Source organism: Halioglobus sp. HI00S01, from assembly GCF_001635445.1.
Taxonomy (GTDB): domain Bacteria; phylum Pseudomonadota; class Gammaproteobacteria; order Pseudomonadales; family Halieaceae; genus Halioglobus; species Halioglobus japonicus.
On sequence record NZ_LWEE01000015.1, the window covers coordinates 60,413 to 76,511 of the forward strand.

Sequence of the window (16,099 nt, forward strand, 5' to 3'; positions counted from 1 at the left end):
GCGGGGAGCTTACGCTACCCGCAACTGCAGGTAGCGTTCCAAATGGTAGTCGCCGTCACCGTAAAGTTTTGACAACAGCAGCAAGCGCTTGAACAAGTGACCGACGATCAGTTCATCGGTCATGCCAATCCCGCCATGTAATTGGACCGCCTCGTGTGAAACGAACCGGCTCGCTTCCGCAAGTTTCACCTTAAGCCCCGCGCGCGCTGCCGGCGCCTCCTCACTGCACTCGTCGGTGAGAATAGCGGCGTTGTACAGCAGAGACCGGGTCTCTTCCAGCTTGAGGTACATATCGGCCATGCGGTGCTGGAGGGCCTGGAATCGACCAATAGGCTGACCAAACTGCTTGCGTGTCTTGGTGTACTCCACGGTAGCGTCCAGCAACACCTGCATAGCGCCCACGCCTTCGGCGGCCATAGCGATGATCGCCGGGGCCAATGCCTGCTCCAGTGCCGTGGACGATAAGTGGCAAACCAGCGTCGCCGCCACCGCGTCAAACGTCAGGTGTGCGCCGCGACTGCCATCAACCACCGTGAAATCGTTGCGGGAAATGCCCGGTCTGTTTGCATCCAGTAACAGCAACGCCGGCTCATGCCCCACCAGCGCCGTGACTAACAGGTAGTCGGCGATGTGGCCATTGAGCACGGAAATTTTCGTGCCGCTCAGAAACAGGCTGTCGGCATCGCCGCTCGCAGAGGCCTCAATGCTCTCCCAGCTATAACCGCCGCCTCGCTCAGCAAAGGCGAAGGCCCACTGGCGCTCTCCCGCCATCAACCCGGGCAAATAGGTTTGTCGTAGCGCTTGCGGTGCCAGAGATGCCAAGAGCGCGCCGCAGGTGATGACGGTATGCAAGAGAGGCTCGCGTACCACACCCTGCCCCAGCGCCTCGCATAAAACCATCAGATCAGTGGCTGAGCCATCTAGGCCGCCGTCGGCTTCCGCAAACGGCAGCGCCAGCCAGCCCAGTTCTGCGAACGTCGCCCAGGCCGCTGGATCAAAGCCATCGGCGCCCGCCATCAACGTTCGGTGACGCTCTACGCCACCCGCGCGCTGGATGTACTTTTGTACGCTCTCGCGCAGCAGTAACTGCTCTTCGGTGAGGGAAAAATCCACAACGATACACTCTGATGTTTTTGGCCATGCTAGCAAGGCCACCACATCAAAACAATCAGTACTTACTGTTTTATTTGTGAGACATGCGCTAGCCTAAGCCGGACAGTGCCGCGGAGAAGATGATGAGCAAGCTGAACCTGAGTGCCGACGAAGTCCTTATGACAACGCGAGCCGTGCGCAAGCGCCTCGATTTTGACCGGTCACTGGAACCGGCACTACTGCGCGAGTGCCTGGATATCGCCCTACAGGCTCCGTCCGGCTCAAACTCGCAGGGCTGGCATTTTATGCTGGTCACGGAGCAATCACTGATCGATCCGATTGCAGCCTACTACCGCGAGGCGTTCGCCGCCTATGAGGCCAGCGAAGCCCAACCGCTAAAGCAGCATCTGGACGACCCCTCGATGGCACCAACTCAGGCGCGGGTACTCAATTCCGCGCAGTACCTGGCAGCCAACCTGCACCGCATACCGGCGCTGCTCATACCGTGTATGCAGGGCCGCGCAGATACGCCAGGCCTGCCTGCCGGCGTCATCGCGGGTATGTTTGGCTCTATCATACCCGCCACCTGGAGTTTTATGCTGGCCGCCCGAGAGCGCGGTCTGGGTACCTGTTGGACAACACTGCATCTCAACTACGAACGGGAGATCGCCGCGCTGCTGGGGATTCCCGATGAATACAGCCAGGTGGCCATGATTCCGATTGCTTACACCCAGGGCACCCACTTTTCACCTGCCCCGCGCAAGGCGCTCGGCGATTGCCTGCACCTGAATAAGTGGCACAATAACGGCGCCGGATAACATGAGGAAATCGCTGTGACCCAAAAAGGAACAAGACTGGATTATGAGGTTGGCGGCCTGCGCTGCCACGGGGAATATTTCAGCCCGGAAGGCCAGGGTCCCTTCCCAGTGATACTAGTCATACACGCCTGGGACGGCCTCGGAGATGAGGTTCGTGGCAAGTGCCAGCGCCTGGCTGACGCTGGCTACATCGCCCTGGCGCTGGACGTCCACGGCAACGGCACATTCCACACCGATTTTGACACCGTGCAGGCGGTGCTGGCGCCCTACATGCAGGACAGGGCCATGCTGCTGGCGCGGCTGGTAGCGGCCCTGGACAGCGTGACAAAGATCCCGAATGCAGACACCGCGCGCATAGGCTGCATGGGATATTGCTTCGGTGGCATGTGCGCACTGGACCTGGCACGGTCGGGCGGGCCTGCCATCAAGGCCGCCGTGTCGTTCCACGGCATCCTCCCCCCGAATGGTCTGGAAGACACCCCTATTACCGCCCCGGTGTTGGTACTCAATGGGGCCGACGACCCGATGGTCCCACTGGAAGCCATAGACGCATTCCAGCAGGAAATGACGGCGCGCGGCGCGGACTGGCAATTAATCAACTACGGCCACACCCTGCACGGTTTCACCCGCAAGGCGGCCAATAATCCCGCAGGCGGCGTGCTGTATAACGAGCACGCCGATAAGCGCTCCTGGCGCGCCATGCTCGACTTCTTCGCCGAGGTACTCTGACTGTGCACAAGGTACCGCTTGAGGCAGAGATCCGCGCCCTGACCGGCCACCAGTTCCCAGGCGGCCACTACACTATTGCGCACTGGGAAAACGTTCTGCTCACCGGTTGCACGGGTGCCGATCTGCTGCCCGGCGGGCTGGCTCATCCCGCCGCGCTATTTCATCTGCCGATTGTTGGCAGCGGCACCAGCATTGCCGAAATGTTCGCCCTCGGTCAGGCAGAGTCAGATCTCTCGATCATGATAGAAAGCTACGAATGGGAATTTTTCCAGCCACTGCAGGAAGAGCGTGAATACCGGGTGGAAGGCCATATTGCCAGTGCTGAGAGGCATCGCGACAGCGAGCGCGAATACGATCGCATTCAGTTTGTGTTTGACGTCTCTGCACAGGACCGGGCCGTCGCCCGCTCTACCGTGACCTGGCACTACACGAGGAATACGTTGTGAACTGTGTTGAAGGTCAGGCCATTCCCGAGTGGGTCATGCCTGAAGTGTCCGCTGAACGTATGCGCACCATGGCGGCGATATTGCGTGACCCAAACCCGCTGCACTGGGACCGGGACGCGGTAGCCGCACTCCCTCTGGGGCTCGGCCGACGCACAATCAATCAGGGCCCACTGGGCCTCAGCTATATGGTCAACATGCTGCACGCCTGGGCGGGACCAGATGCCATCAGGCGCCTGGTCATGCGTTTTCCGCAGGTAGTTCTCGACGGCTAACGCGTTGTCGCCAGAGGCACGGTAACCGCCGTGGTTGAAGATCAGGGCGAGCGCTATGCCGACTGTGACATCTGGCTGGAGCACGCCAAACGCGGCGTACTCCTCGAAGGCGAAGCCCGGGTAGCGCTTACGTGATCACTCGTCCTCGAGCATAAATTCGCGAATCGCGAAAAACGGTGGTGAACCGGCACCGACCAGACGCTCATTAAATTCCTTGTAGGAAAAAGCATCACCTTTCTTGGCGCGGTACTCGGCGAGAATATCCTCGATGGCCAGGAAGCCGGCGTAGTAACTGGATAACTGTACGGCGCCCATTTTGGCGCGACCCAACTTACCCTGGGCTTCACCGGGCTGCTGATAGCCGCGCTCAATCATCAGCGCGAGGGCCTCCTCTTCGGACCAATCCGTACGATTCAACTTGAGATCAATAATGGCGTTAGTCAGCGCGCGCAGTACCATCTTGATATCGGTCATCTGCTGCAACTCATGCCCCAGGGGATGATTCGGATACACCGTATAGCCTTCGGCGACAAGTTGCGTCGTGATGTAACTCGCCCAGCCCTCTACCATCGGCCCGTTGAAAAACACCTTGGGAATCAGGCGTTCGGCGCGGTTGGAATACTCCAACTGAACGAAATGGCCTGGCACGCCTTCGTGAATGTAGACGATGGCCAGCATGGTGCGGTTGTACTCTTTCAGGTAATCCGGGGCACTGCGCAGCAGCTCAATGTCCCAGAACCACACCGATTCCAGGTGCGGCTCGAAGGCGGGAGCGGTCTGAATAAAGGCCACCGAGTTGCCACTCAGTTGCGGCGGCACAGGCTCGATGCGCAATTTGGTGGCGGGCGGCAGGCCCATCAGGTCATTGTCTTTAACAAACGCGATAATGCCGTCGGCCAGGGCATAACTGTCTTCCACCAGCGAGTCCGGGGTAGGCCGATCTTCCGACAGTTTGGCGAACACATTGCGCACCACCGCCTGATCGGATTGCTCAGCTGCCGGCGCATAGGTCCCTGCTTCAATTTCTTCAGCCAGATAGGCATCGTGAATACGGCGGGCCAGCGCCTCCAATTCACGGTTGTTATCCTCGAGCGCCTGCTCAGCGCGGGCAAGCAGTTCGTCCGGTGTCAGGTAGTAGTCATTTTGCAAATCGAACTGACGGTCATAAATGGCTTTACCGGTGCGCCACTCGCTCGCCTCGCGCGGCATCACGGTAGCCTGATACCAAGCCGTGAACGCCTTGATCTGCTTGCGGGCATCGCTGCAATCTTCAAGAATCTGGCGCTGCTGATCATCACTCAGTGAGGAGGATGCCAACAAGTCGGGAATCGTCTTGTCAAACAGACCGCCGTCGCGATCCAGACCACCCAGCTGTGCCAGGGCGGTTTTCTTGTGCTGTTCTGTCGGCAGAACATCATCCGGCGCGAGAGAGGCCTTCACCCCACCAAGATAATCGCCCGTCGCAGCACAGCGTTTACCCAGGCTACTTAGGCGCTGCTCCAGCGGTGCAAAGTCACGCATTAACAGTGAGGAGAGCCCGGTGGACAGTGCACTACTCCAGGTAAAGGGGCTGGCACCGCTGCCCAACTCACGCGAGTTGAACAGGTGCAACTCCACGCGTTTTTTCAGAATATGCAAATCGATCTGATCGCTGCGAGCAAGGGCTGACGCATCAATGCCCTCGAGCTTGGCCAACAGCGTTTCACGGGCACTATCGAAGGACGCGCGGGCGACCGGGCTGGCATCCGCCATCCGGTCGTCGTAGCGAGTAGGCTCCGCAGCCGTGCCATGCAGGCCTCGAAACACGCTGTTGTGAGGTGACTGCTCCAGGGTCAGCTCAAGGTACAGGCGCCCCAGTTCATTGATGTCACGCTCGGCAGCTACCTGCTGCTCCCACACGGAGCGATCCCAGGAAGCCTCGGCCTGGGTGACAGCGGCGAAGCTGAGAGGAGCAGCCAGACCCATTGCGGCTGCCAGAAGACGAATATAGAACATGAGCGCGCCTCTTCGATGGACTAGAAGGCGCGCACTCTAACACAATCCAGCGCTAGCCGGCGGGTCGCCAGGTGCCGTGGAAACCGGGGGGGACCCGATGCGAAAGATGCGCCTTGGCCAGCGGGCCCGCGGCAATATCCAGGGCGTCGAACACCCACATGCCGCTCAGGCGAGTATCGAAGTCTGTCACCACCGCGAGCAGATACCCCTCGCCTTCGGCCGCGTCCTCTGAACGAGGGACAAACAGTGCTTCTGACACCATGCCGTTGCCACAGGAGTATTGAACCGTGGTATTGGTATTGTGATCCCAGTGCCCAATGGTGTTGTAGAGGTTTTCATTCACCTCCATGTCGCTCTTCACATTGCCATCGGTGGTGGTATACCAGCCATGCCGGTAGTCCTGGCCAGCATAGCGCGGATCAACCTGGGGAAACTCCAGTTCGAACCCGTCCAGTGGCGCGGAAATCACCTCCGCCTCCGGATTGTTCATATCGATCGTCCAGCGGCAGAGCTTGCTCTTGGTACTACCGGTGGGCTCACCATCGGGCGTGGGGAACAATGGCACCTGGGGGAACTGGACAGCGTCAATACTGATCAAACCGTCACGATCAAAGGCATTCATAAAGTGGAATACGAAGCAGGTTTCCATCTTCAGCCAGCGAATATCCTCGGCAGTCTCTGCATTGCGCGGCAACACCGCCACATGCACGCCCTTGTCGGGCTCCCAGGCGAAGGGAGGCCCACCGGTCATAGCGCGATCGAGGCTGCCCGTAATCGGGAATATGGGCACCACAATATAGTTCTCGGTGATCACGAAGTCGTGCACCATCGCCGAGTAGGGCGTGGGAATATGAATACTCTGGGTGAGCAGGCCGTCAGCGCTGACCTTGTGCACCATAACATCTTCCGAGAAGGGCCCGGTGGCCATATAGGCAAAGAACACCATTTCTCCGGTGGCCGGATCGACCTTGGGGTGAGCGGTCATCGCAGTATGCAACTTGCCGCGATACGTCCAGCTGCCAATCGAATCAAGAGTAATTGGATCGATCTCGTAGGGCTGGTGCCCCTCCTCCATAATCAGCATGCGCCCGCCATGCCAGACGGCGGCGGTATTGGCTAGACCTTCCTTATCGGTGAGTGGGAAATCTGAGTAATCCGGGTCGCAGTCAAAGGGGTTGAGAGCGTTAATCAGCGCACGCCCTTCAACATCCTCCATATTGAACTTGGCGGTGCGCACCCAGCGGTTAATGTAGTCGACGCGACCTCCACTGATGTGGAAGGCATGCACCATGCCGTCACCCGCAAACAGATGGTAGTCGCCACGGGGCCTCCAGCGCTGATTGGGACCTACCCGATAGAGCGTACCCGATAAATCAGCGGGCATTTCTCCTTCAATCATCAGGTCGCTGGCCTCACATTCCATCTGGATCGGCGCCCAGGGGAAATTGAGGAAGGTGCTATCAGAAGGCATAGGTTCAGCCATGACGTACTCTCTTATATTTGTGTGACCGACCCAACATAACGCTACAAATAAAATCAGTCAATTCGGTTTGTTTTTTAAATCACATTTGATACTGTCTTATCACAAGAAAATAACGATAAGACAAGTGGTGTTTATTATGAGGAAGTACTTGCCGGTTTTCGGTGCCTCCCTACTACTCCCCGTTTCTGGCCCCGCGGCACTGGCCCAGGAATCCGACCCCAACGCACTGGTACTGGAAGAAATCCTGGTGACCGCCAGCCGCCGGGTAGAGCGATTACAGGAAGTTGGCATGTCGGTGTCGGCTTTTGGCTCGGATTTTTTACAAGGCACGGGTGTTAACCAACTCACCGACCTCGAGCAGTACACTCCTAACCTCAAAATCACACCCAGCACCGACTCCAACGGCACCTCCTACCGCATTCGAGGGATCGGCTCGGTCGGCACCAACTCCGGCATCGACCCCAGCGTGGGTATGTTCATCGACGGCGTATACCAGGGTCGGGCCGGCATGAGCATCTCCGACCTGATTGATGTTGAGCGCATTGAAGTACTGCGCGGCCCGCAAGGCACGTTATACGGCAAAAACACTGCCGCCGGCGCTATCAGCATTATCACCAAGCAACCCACCAATGAGTTTGAGTACCTGGCGGAAGCCGGCTACGACAGCGAAGAGCGCATGGAACTGCGCGGCATGGTAAACGTACCGCTGGGTGATTCCGGCCACGCCATGCGCCTGTCCGCCTACGGGATTGATGGCGACCACATGTATCGCAATACCTATACGGGTAAGGGCATTAACGACGCCAACAAGTACGGCGGCCGCGCCCGGCTGCTGTTTAATTTTGAAGGCGACACCACCACCGACGGCTTCGGCCAGTTTATTGCGTCACTGGATTATTCCAAGGAAGATACCGATTGCTGCGCTCTGGCGACAATCACCTACGAAGGCCTGTCCACGCTCAACTCACCGATTACCAGCACACCCTCTGCGCAATGGCAGGAAATGCTCGGCAACAATGCACTGGGACAGCCCATTCTGCGTTTTAACGACTTCGAGACGGCCGAGGGCTTTTCTCCACCCGAGGCCGATCCCTTTGGCGACGACTACTGGTTTAACGCAGACCTGGGTAATGAGGTAGACGTTGGTGGCGCAGCGCTGGAGTGGAACCGCGATCTTGAAAGCGGCAGCACCCTCACCTTCATTAATGCCTGGCGTTTCTATGAATCACTGAGCATGTTCGACGGCGACTTTACTGCCTACGATGCCAGTCGCACCACCACAGACATCGATCTGGACCAATACTCGTCGGAGCTGCGCATTACCTCCGAGGGTGGCGAAACCATCGACTACCAGGCGGGCCTGTACGCCTATCGCTCCACGCTCGATTCGCAGGGTGACTTTGAGCAGCGCGAAGACCTGTTAGAAAAGATTGTGCTGTTTGGCGACATTACCATGGCCGACTTCTCGCCGGGTGGCTCTACCAATATCGACACCAACGAATACACCACCACCAGCTACGCCGCGTTCGGCCAAGCGGTGTGGAATATCACCGAGGCCTTCAGCACCACCCTGGGCCTGCGTTATACCTATGAGAAAAAAGAGCGTGTCGGTACCCAGATCACCACACCGTCGGTGCCCTTCGACACACCACCGATCGCGGGCCCAGATATTGCCTACGACGATGACCGCAGCGACACCGCGCTGTCACCCTCGCTGAACTTCCGCTACTTCTTCAACCCGGACGTCATGGGCTATGCCATGGTCAGTCGCGGCTTTAAGTCCGGCGGTTACGACCAGCGCCGCCAGGCTCTGGGCGAGACCGGCGAATTCGACGAGGAAATTTCCACCTCCTACGAGCTGGGCTGGAAGACCTCCTGGGGTAACCGTCGCGTACAGTTCAACGGCGCCTTGTTCTTCGTGGACTACGAAGACTTCCAGGCCCAATCCTTCGACGGCGCCTCGCTGAAGGTCACCAATGCCGGCGACATGGAAAGCTATGGCGCGGAACTGGAGTTCACCTACCTGCCTACCACCAATGTCATCTTCGGCAGTGCACTGGGTTACAACAAGGCCGAGTACAAATCCTTTGATAACGGCCAGTGCACCGTGCAGCAGTCATTCGAACAGTACTACATCATCGAAGGCGCCCAGGGCGGCACACCGGGCACCGCATCGGTCTGCCTGCAGGACCTGGCGGGACAGCCCATCGACAATGCCCCCGAATGGACTATCAGCTCCTATATTCAGTACGACCATGAAATGGGTAGTGATCTGGTCGGCACCGCACGCCTGGAACACAGCTACACAGACAGCTATTTCCTGGACCAGGATCTCGACCCCAACCTGGAAAACGACTCAGTCAACCTCATCAACTTACGTCTCACACTCAGCAATCAGGCCCGCACCTGGGAAGCGATTCTGTGGGGCCGCAACCTGCTGGATGAAGAATACTATTCATGGGGTATCGATGCCCCCACCGTCGGCGGCTACGCCGGCGTTGTGGCGCCAGGTTCCACCTACGGTGTCACCCTGCGCATGATGAACTAGACTCAGACTATGGCCGATAACAACATCATCACCTCGGATCAGCGCAGCGGCCGGATCTCGCCGGCCCAGCGACCCGGCCTCTGGTACAACTGGGGGCCACAGGCCTGGATTGACATGTGGATGTCCAACACCATGCTGGTGAAGAAGGCCTCCCTGCTGGTGACACACACATTCCTCCCTATTCTGCGGCTGTCCGGCGATGCGACACAGGTCGATGCCGACTGGGGAGCACTCAAGAGCAAGCGTGAGACGGTTCGACTGCTCGATTCACCCCGGGAGAAATGGCGCAAACGCTACGGCAACTTTGTGCGCGAGGTGGAGTGGGCCCTGCTGGAGTTGCGCAAGTACTATAGCCCCACGCAGTTTGATGAAATCGTTATTGGCAGCGCGGTGGCTACCGGACAGGAAACCATGGGTGATTTTCTGGCAATGATGAATACCATGCCGGAAAAGAACAAAAACAAAAAAACCAAAAAGAAGGCCAATGGCTCGACCGAACCAGGATGGTTCAGCACGTTCATGTTCGAGACTTTCAACCCGGCACACTGGTTAACAGGCCGCGCCACGATCACCGAGTTCGATCCCAGCAACGGTGCAACTGTCATGCACATACCCGATTGCGCCTGGCACACCTGCGGCCGGCAGGCCGACCTGCCCAACCCCAATGCCCTGCCCGAAGAAGGTTGTCTGGCCATTTGCAAAGGGCCCTTTGAAGCGATTTTCAAAGGCGAGAACGGGGGCCTGAAAATGGAGTTCGACCCACACCTGCCCGAAACCTCCTGCACCGTGCGCATGAGCTGGTCGACCGACTAGCCGTGGCACTCTGCGACTTCTTTCAATCCAGAGCAGAGCTGGTCAAACAAGCGCAGCGCATTCGAGAGCTCGAAGCTGAAGTGGCCACACTGAAAGCCCAGAACGACAGTATGCGCGAAGGTATGCGCCGCTGCGTGACTTGCGAATATCGTATCGATTACAAGGCCCGCCAAGGCCACCACCAGAACAAGGACTGAGTACCCATATGTCGACTATTCTCGTAACCGGCGCCAGCACCGGCATTGGCCAGGAAGCTGCACTGCACATGGCGCGCAAAGGCAATACTGCATACGCAGCGGTGCGCAATCCCGACGGCGTCGATGAACTGCATGCAGCCATAGCCGCCGAATCGCTGCCGGTAACCGTGCTGAAAATGGACATCACCCAGCCTAAGAGCATTGAGGCTGCCGTCGCGCAGATCATGCAGGAAACCGGCCGCATTGATGTCCTGGTCAACAACGCAGGCGTCGGTGCAGGTCAGGCGGTGGAAATGACGCCGATTGAGGATGTGCGCTGGATTTTTGAAACAAACTACTTCGGCACCGTGAACGTACTGCGCGCGGTGACGCCAATTATGCGCAAGCAGGGCCAGGGCCGAATCATCAACGTCGGTTCACTGGCAGCGCGCAATACCGTGGGCTGTCACGCGCACTACTCTGCGTCCAAGTGGGCGATGGTGGGGCTCAGTGAATCACTCGCCATGGAAATGGCCGAGTTTAATGTTCAGGTCGCCCTGGTGGAACCCGGGTGCGTCATCACTCCCATGCTGGGTAAAGTGGCACCGCTGGACGAAACCATTGAGCAGCCCTACCTGAATTCACTGGGACGCCTCGGCACCTGGTTTGAATACGCCCTGCAAAACCCTTCAATGCCCACCGATGTCGCCGCTGCTATTGCCGAGGCGATCGAGGCCGACGCACCAAAATTCCGCTACACCGTCGGCAAGGATGCGAACGAAATGGTCGCCGCCAGAGCCAAGGTCTCCGATGATGAATGGGTGCGGATTAACTGCCTGCAGGGCGAGGCATTTTATGACGCTATGGCCGAACTGGTGGGAGTGGACTACTACCGCTGATAACACTCTCCCCTGCTGCAGGGCATGGATCAGTCTATCTTGATCAATACCTTGCACTGATCCTGCGGTGTCCGCAGGGCCTCAAATGCCGCCGGCAATTCATCCAACGTCACGATATCGGTAATCATCGGCTGCACATCGATACGCTGTTCGGCCAAGGCAGACATGGCCGTCTGGAAATCATCCATGGTGTAGGCGATAGCGAACTGAATCCGCAGCTCCTTGAACAACCCGAGCATGGGCATAATAGCGTCGGGCTGTTCGCACACGCCCACCGGCACAATCTGCCCGCCATGTCCGGCTATCTCGATGCACTGCTGTAATAAGCCCGGTGCTCCGACACACTCGAAAATCACCTCGGGCGCGCCGCCCGTCAGTTCAGCGTACTGTGCTGCCAACGTCTCCGCGTCGGCATCCGCCGCCGGCCGCATGACCGCCGTGGCACCCATTTTCTGCGCCAGTGCCGCGCGGCTGTCCGCCCTTTCGCTGACGACAACACTCTCCGCGCCGTAGAACCGAGCCCACAGCGCCACGGTGAGGCCAATTGGCCCCGCACCGATAACCAGCACCCGACTTCCGGGCTGCACATCGGCCATACGCACTGCGTGCAGTCCCACCGCCAGCGGCTCAATCAGTGCCGCTGCCTGTGAATCGAGATCATCGGGCAGTTTGATGGTTTCCTGCCCGCCGGCCGCGACATACTCCGCATAGGCGCCCTGTGCATCCACACCGGATACTTTCTTGTTCTGGCATTCATAGGGCCGACCGGCATGACAGGCGTCACAATTGCCACAGGCGATGAACGGCAGTGAACACACACGGTCACCCACCTGCCAGTCACCGAGCGCCTCTGGGCCCACCTCGACGATCTTGCCGACATACTCGTGCCCGAGAATCTGACCTTCAGCGGCGGTAGTCAGGCCCTCTCGCGTGGCGTGCAGATCGGTGCCGCAGACGCCACAGTAATCGACCTTAACCACCAGCTCATTGGGTTCGGCTGCCGGCCGGGGCACGTCCTGAATCGACAGTGGCTTACCGACACCTTCAAATACCGCAGCCTTCATGCTGTGACCTCGCGCTTGTCGTAGGTAATGTGTAACTCCTTGAGCCCCCGCAGCACCATATTCGGTGAATGCATCAGGTCGTTCTTGCCCGGGGCAAGCTGGATATTGTCCATCCGCTCGAGAATTTTCTGGAAGGCTACCTGCATCTCCTTGCGGCCGAGGAATGCGCCGGGACAGAAGTGAGTTCCGTAACCAAAGGCAATGTGTTCATCCGCGTTTTTCCGGCAGACGTCCATCTGGTCAGGCTGCTCGAACACCGCTTCATCACGGTTAGCAGCCGCATAGCGAAGCATCAGCAGCGAGCCCTTGGGAATCGACACCCCGCGAATCTCGGTATCCGTGGTCACCAGCCGCCACAGCCCCGCTGAGGGTGATTCCATGCGCAACATCTCTTCCACCGCATTGTCGATCAGCCCGGGATCGTCCAGCAGCAGCTGCATCTGGTCCTGCAGCTGAATCAATGACAGCAAGCCACCCGCGAGCGATGAAGTGGTGGTCTCATTGCCCGCCACCAGCAACTGCTCGATCATGCTGAGCAGTTCCTCCATCGTCATCAGGCGTTCGCCATCGGGATGTTTGATCGTGTTATTGGCCAGGTCGGAAATCATATCGTCCTGGGGTTTGGCGCGACGCTGATTGATGATGTCGGCCATGTAGTGCTGCCACTCGACAATCAGCCTCGCATCTTCAAGCTGCTGCTGTTCGTCTGCCATACCGCCCAGGCGCGACGCAAAGGCATCTGACCAAGTCTTGATGCGGCGCAGATCCTCGCGGGGCACCCCGAGCTGGTCGGCAATCACATACACCGGCAGCGGCGTCGCAAAGTCATGCACGAAATCACACTCGCCTTTTTCCAGCATGTCGTCGAGCAACTCGTCCACGACTTTTTCCATATAGGGACGCATGGTTTCCACGCGCTTGGCTGAGAACACCTTGTTGATCAACGAGCGATACATCTTGTGCTCGGGAGGGTCCAGCGTCAGCAGTGTGGGCGGCTGGGCATACCCGGAGGCGTAAATCGCCTTCACTTCATCCGAGGGATCCGGCCCTTGCAGGACGTCCTGAAAGTCGTTGGAGAAGGTTGCGGTATCGCGATTCACTGTCCGAATATCTTCCCAGCGAGACAGGAAAAAGATATTCGTTTCAGGCAATTGGTACACAGGCGCCTGTTCGCGCACCACCTTGTAAAACTCAAAGGGTGACTCGATGACTTCAGGGGAAAAGAAATCAAAATCTGCTGGGCACTTGGCCATTGAAGCTCTCCTAATGGGCCGCCGGAGTTGTGTTATTGCTTATCGTTTGGCGGCAGTCTGAGGCTCACATTAGCCAATATAAAATAAACAGTCAATTCTGATTGTTTTTTAGATATCGGTTTGCTAATTTGCCTAGGCATAATATGAGGAGCCCATCATGGATCTCGCCTTTTCCGCCGACGATCTACAGTTCCAGCAAGAGGTCCGCCAGTTTCTGGCCGAGAACCTCACCGCGGATATTGTTGAAACGACCGCCAACAATGCCAGCGTCTTCGTCGAGAAAGATCTGGCACTGCAGTGGCAGGCCATTCTGGTGGAAAAAGGCTGGGCAGTGCCCCAGTGGCCCACCGAACATGGCGGCACCGGTTGGACCCCTACCCAGAAGTACATATTCAGCCGCGAGTGCTATCTGGCCGGCGCCCCCATGCTGATTCCTCTCGGCCTGCTGATGCTGGCGCCGGTCATCATGGCCTTTGGCAGTGAAGCGCAGAAACAGGAGTACCTGCCCAAAATACTGTCGGGCGAACATTACTGGTGCCAGGGTTATTCCGAACCCGGTGCCGGTTCCGACCTCGCGGGCTTGAAGCTCAAGGCAGAGGCCGATGGTGACGACTACATCGTCAACGGCTCAAAGATCTGGACCACGCATGCACATTTAGCCGACCACATCTTCTGCCTGGTGCGCACCAGCAACGAAGGGAGGCCGCAACAGGGCATCAGCTTTCTGTTAATCGACATGGCCACACCCGGGGTGTCTGTTGAGCCAATTATCACCATGGCCGGCGATCACGAGGTTAACCAGGTTTTCTTCGACAATGTCAGGGTGCCCCAGAGCAATCGCATTGGCGAGGAAAACAAAGGCTGGACCTATGCCAAGTACCTGCTGGAGTTTGAACGCGGCGGCAGTTTCTCTGGTCCCCTGGTCGTGCACGAACTCGAACGGCTCTGGGACCTTTACGAAAGCACCGCAGCAGAAGTTGCTGACTTCGACAGCAATGAGGTGATCAAGCGTCGTATCGGTCAGATTGAAATTGACCTCAAGGCGCTGGAGATTACTGAACTGCGGATTCTAACTGCCGTCAGCGCCGGTGGCGCCCCGGGACCTGAGTCGTCAATACTCAAGCTCAACACCACGCGCCTCGAACAAGCCATCAATGAGGTCTCTGTAGACATTCTGGGATACCGCGGGCTGGTCATGGACCCGATGCCGGGCGCCAGCCCCTATCGCCCCGACCCGGAGAGCGCCGTTCTACCCCGCTACCTGAACAATCGCGCCGCATCGATTTTTGGCGGCTCCCAGGAAGTGCAGCGCAATATTGTCTCCAAGCTGGTACTGGGCCTCTAGGGGCACCGCGCTGTGAACCACGCAGACCTAGTCACCGAGACCCACCTACTCCTGGATCTGGTGGCGCAGCAAACGACGGCCATGGCTGACAATGTCATGACCATCGATGTCGCCGAGTACACCGATGCCGCGCGATTCGAGACTGAACGAACTGCCCTGTTTCGCAACTACCCGCAGTTTGTGGGACCCAGTTGCCTGCTGCCTCGCGGGGGCGATTACTTCGCCTTTGATGACACGGGCATTCCCATTCTAGTGGTGCGCAACCAAGAGGGTGTACTCAAGGCTTTCGTGAATGCCTGTTCTCACCGCGGTGCACCACTGAATGAATCTGCCTGTGGCCAGGCGCGCAGGGGCCGCATGCTCACCTGCCCCTACCATGGCTGGAGTTATGACCTTGACGGCCGGCTGCTCGGCATACCCTCACAAGACGCCTTCGCGGGCGTTGACCGCGAGACCCTCGGGCTACGCGAATTACAGGTAGAGGAGAAGCACGGTTTTATCTTCGTTATGCCCAACCCTGAACTGCGGTTCGACATTGACGAGGTGTTGGGCGGTATCGAGTCCCGACTGGCAGAGGCGGGCCTGAGCGATCACCACCACCTGGGTACCAAGAAGGTGGATACAGCGTTCAACTGGAAGCTCAATATGGACACGTTCCAGGAGTTCTACCACTTCGAGAGCCTGCACCCAGAGACGATCGGCCAAATGGCCTACTCCAATCTCGGCACCTTCCATCAGTACGGGCGCAATCACGCCATGGGTTCGGCCACGCTGAACATCAGCGAGCTGAATGCAATCCCGGAAGCACAGTGGGAGCCGCGCAAGTACACCTCGTTCGTGAACTACATCTTTCCGAATACCGTGATCTTCGTGGTCGAAGATCACTTTCAGACCTGGCGCGTCTATCCGGTGAGCCACGATCAATCCGTGGTGTACCACAGCATGTACCTGCCCCAGGCACCGACCAGGGATGCGGAGCTCGTCGAACGTGAACAGTACTTTCAGTTGATCAACGATGTTGCAGTAACTGAGGACTACACCCTGGTCGACAAGATCCACCGCGGCCTGAACAGCGGCCTACCCCGCCAGGTCATCATCGGGCGCAACGAACCCGGAGTGCAAAATATGCACCGGCAGATTGCCAGCCTCACCTAAGCACCCCAGAG

15 protein-coding genes are annotated in these 16,099 nt (G+C 58.2%); 10 read left to right on the forward strand and 5 right to left on the reverse strand.

The window, feature by feature from the left end; all coding sequences use genetic code 11:
* Nucleotides 1–9: 9 nt before the first annotated feature.
* Complete coding sequence (locus tag A3709_RS03300; protein WP_066050037.1) at nucleotides 10–1,113, reverse strand: acyl-CoA dehydrogenase family protein; 1,104 nt, start codon at nucleotides 1,111–1,113, stop codon at nucleotides 10–12.
* 122 nt (nucleotides 1,114–1,235) lie between these two features.
* Here A3709_RS03300 and A3709_RS03305 point away from each other — a divergent pair, with 122 nt between their 5' ends.
* The 4 genes from A3709_RS03305 to A3709_RS22435 are packed head-to-tail and all read left to right on the forward strand — an operon-like array spanning nucleotide 1,236 to nucleotide 3,357.
* Nucleotides 1,236–1,910: a nitroreductase family protein gene (locus A3709_RS03305; RefSeq protein ID WP_066050038.1), complete on the forward strand. Its 675-nt coding sequence runs from the start codon at nucleotides 1,236–1,238 to the stop codon at nucleotides 1,908–1,910.
* A gap of 15 nt (nucleotides 1,911–1,925) precedes the next feature.
* A complete protein-coding gene (locus A3709_RS03310) occupies nucleotides 1,926–2,639 on the forward strand; it encodes a dienelactone hydrolase family protein (RefSeq protein WP_197484060.1) in 714 nt (237 codons plus the stop codon).
* 2 nt (nucleotides 2,640–2,641) lie between these two features.
* Nucleotides 2,642–3,085 (forward strand): hypothetical protein, encoded by a 444-nt coding sequence (locus A3709_RS03315; RefSeq protein WP_066050042.1) that lies wholly within the window; start codon nucleotides 2,642–2,644, stop codon nucleotides 3,083–3,085.
* Complete coding sequence (locus A3709_RS22435) at nucleotides 3,082–3,357, forward strand: MaoC/PaaZ C-terminal domain-containing protein (protein WP_082849857.1); 276 nt, start codon at nucleotides 3,082–3,084, stop codon at nucleotides 3,355–3,357. Before A3709_RS03315 ends, A3709_RS22435 begins: the two co-directional genes overlap by 4 nt.
* 135 nt (nucleotides 3,358–3,492) lie before the next feature.
* Here the strand turns inward: A3709_RS22435 and A3709_RS03325 are convergent, their stop codons facing one another.
* Complete coding sequence (locus A3709_RS03325) at nucleotides 3,493–5,352, reverse strand: DUF885 domain-containing protein (RefSeq protein ID WP_066050045.1); 1,860 nt, start codon at nucleotides 5,350–5,352, stop codon at nucleotides 3,493–3,495.
* A 52-nt stretch (nucleotides 5,353–5,404) separates the two neighbouring features.
* Nucleotides 5,405–6,835 (reverse strand): carotenoid oxygenase family protein, encoded by a 1,431-nt coding sequence (locus A3709_RS03330; RefSeq protein ID WP_082849858.1) that lies wholly within the window; start codon nucleotides 6,833–6,835, stop codon nucleotides 5,405–5,407.
* Nucleotides 6,836–6,971: 136 nt separating this feature from the next.
* Here A3709_RS03330 and A3709_RS03335 point away from each other — a divergent pair, with 136 nt between their 5' ends.
* From A3709_RS03335 to A3709_RS03350, 4 genes are read left to right on the forward strand one after another with little or no spacing between them, the layout of a single operon-like run.
* Nucleotides 6,972–9,383: a TonB-dependent receptor gene (locus A3709_RS03335; protein WP_156507551.1), complete on the forward strand. Its 2,412-nt coding sequence runs from the start codon at nucleotides 6,972–6,974 to the stop codon at nucleotides 9,381–9,383.
* 9 nt (nucleotides 9,384–9,392) lie between these two features.
* Nucleotides 9,393–10,196 carry a hypothetical protein gene (locus tag A3709_RS03340; protein ID WP_066050051.1) on the forward strand — a complete coding sequence of 268 codons (804 nt, stop codon included), beginning with the start codon at nucleotides 9,393–9,395 and terminating at the stop codon, nucleotides 10,194–10,196.
* Nucleotides 10,197–10,198: 2 nt separating this feature from the next.
* Nucleotides 10,199–10,393 carry a hypothetical protein gene (locus A3709_RS03345; protein ID WP_066050054.1) on the forward strand — a complete coding sequence of 65 codons (195 nt, stop codon included), beginning with the start codon at nucleotides 10,199–10,201 and terminating at the stop codon, nucleotides 10,391–10,393.
* Nucleotides 10,394–10,401: 8 nt separating this feature from the next.
* Nucleotides 10,402–11,271: an SDR family oxidoreductase gene (locus tag A3709_RS03350; protein WP_066050056.1), complete on the forward strand. Its 870-nt coding sequence runs from the start codon at nucleotides 10,402–10,404 to the stop codon at nucleotides 11,269–11,271.
* 29 nt (nucleotides 11,272–11,300) lie between these two features.
* On the opposite strand, the gene A3709_RS03355 is transcribed toward A3709_RS03350, so the two are convergent.
* Nucleotides 11,301–12,335, reverse strand: a complete 1,035-nt coding sequence (locus A3709_RS03355; protein ID WP_066050059.1) for an alcohol dehydrogenase catalytic domain-containing protein — start codon at nucleotides 12,333–12,335, stop codon at nucleotides 11,301–11,303.
* Nucleotides 12,332–13,588, reverse strand: a complete 1,257-nt coding sequence (locus tag A3709_RS03360) for a cytochrome P450 (protein WP_066050061.1) — start codon at nucleotides 13,586–13,588, stop codon at nucleotides 12,332–12,334. The genes A3709_RS03355 and A3709_RS03360 overlap by 4 nt, the downstream gene beginning before the upstream one ends.
* A 157-nt stretch (nucleotides 13,589–13,745) precedes the next feature.
* Between A3709_RS03360 and A3709_RS03365 the strand changes: the two genes are divergently transcribed.
* Both A3709_RS03365 and A3709_RS03370 read left to right on the forward strand, forming a co-directional pair.
* Nucleotides 13,746–14,933 carry an acyl-CoA dehydrogenase family protein gene (locus A3709_RS03365; protein ID WP_066050064.1) on the forward strand — a complete coding sequence of 396 codons (1,188 nt, stop codon included), beginning with the start codon at nucleotides 13,746–13,748 and terminating at the stop codon, nucleotides 14,931–14,933.
* A 12-nt stretch (nucleotides 14,934–14,945) separates the two neighbouring features.
* The gene (locus A3709_RS03370) at nucleotides 14,946–16,088 is read left to right on the forward strand and encodes an aromatic ring-hydroxylating dioxygenase subunit alpha (protein ID WP_066050067.1); all 1,143 of its coding nucleotides are present in this window, start codon (nucleotides 14,946–14,948) and stop codon (nucleotides 16,086–16,088) included.
* Nucleotides 16,089–16,099 lie beyond the last annotated feature (11 nt).

Coding starts and splice junctions, on each gene's coding strand:
- A3709_RS03305 (WP_066050038.1), top strand. CDS start 1,236: ATGAGCAAGCTGAACCTGAGTGCCGACGAAGTCCTTATGACAACGCGA.
- A3709_RS03325 (WP_066050045.1), bottom strand. CDS start 5,352: ATGTTCTATATTCGTCTTCTGGCAGCCGCAATGGGTCTGGCTGCTCCT.
- A3709_RS03330 (WP_082849858.1), bottom strand. CDS start 6,835: ATGGCTGAACCTATGCCTTCTGATAGCACCTTCCTCAATTTCCCCTGG.
- A3709_RS03335 (WP_156507551.1), top strand. CDS start 6,972: ATGAGGAAGTACTTGCCGGTTTTCGGTGCCTCCCTACTACTCCCCGTT.
- A3709_RS03340 (WP_066050051.1), top strand. CDS start 9,393: ATGGCCGATAACAACATCATCACCTCGGATCAGCGCAGCGGCCGGATC.
- A3709_RS03350 (WP_066050056.1), top strand. CDS start 10,402: ATGTCGACTATTCTCGTAACCGGCGCCAGCACCGGCATTGGCCAGGAA.
- A3709_RS03355 (WP_066050059.1), bottom strand. CDS start 12,335: ATGAAGGCTGCGGTATTTGAAGGTGTCGGTAAGCCACTGTCGATTCAG.
- A3709_RS03360 (WP_066050061.1), bottom strand. CDS start 13,588: ATGGCCAAGTGCCCAGCAGATTTTGATTTCTTTTCCCCTGAAGTCATC.
- A3709_RS03365 (WP_066050064.1), top strand. CDS start 13,746: ATGGATCTCGCCTTTTCCGCCGACGATCTACAGTTCCAGCAAGAGGTC.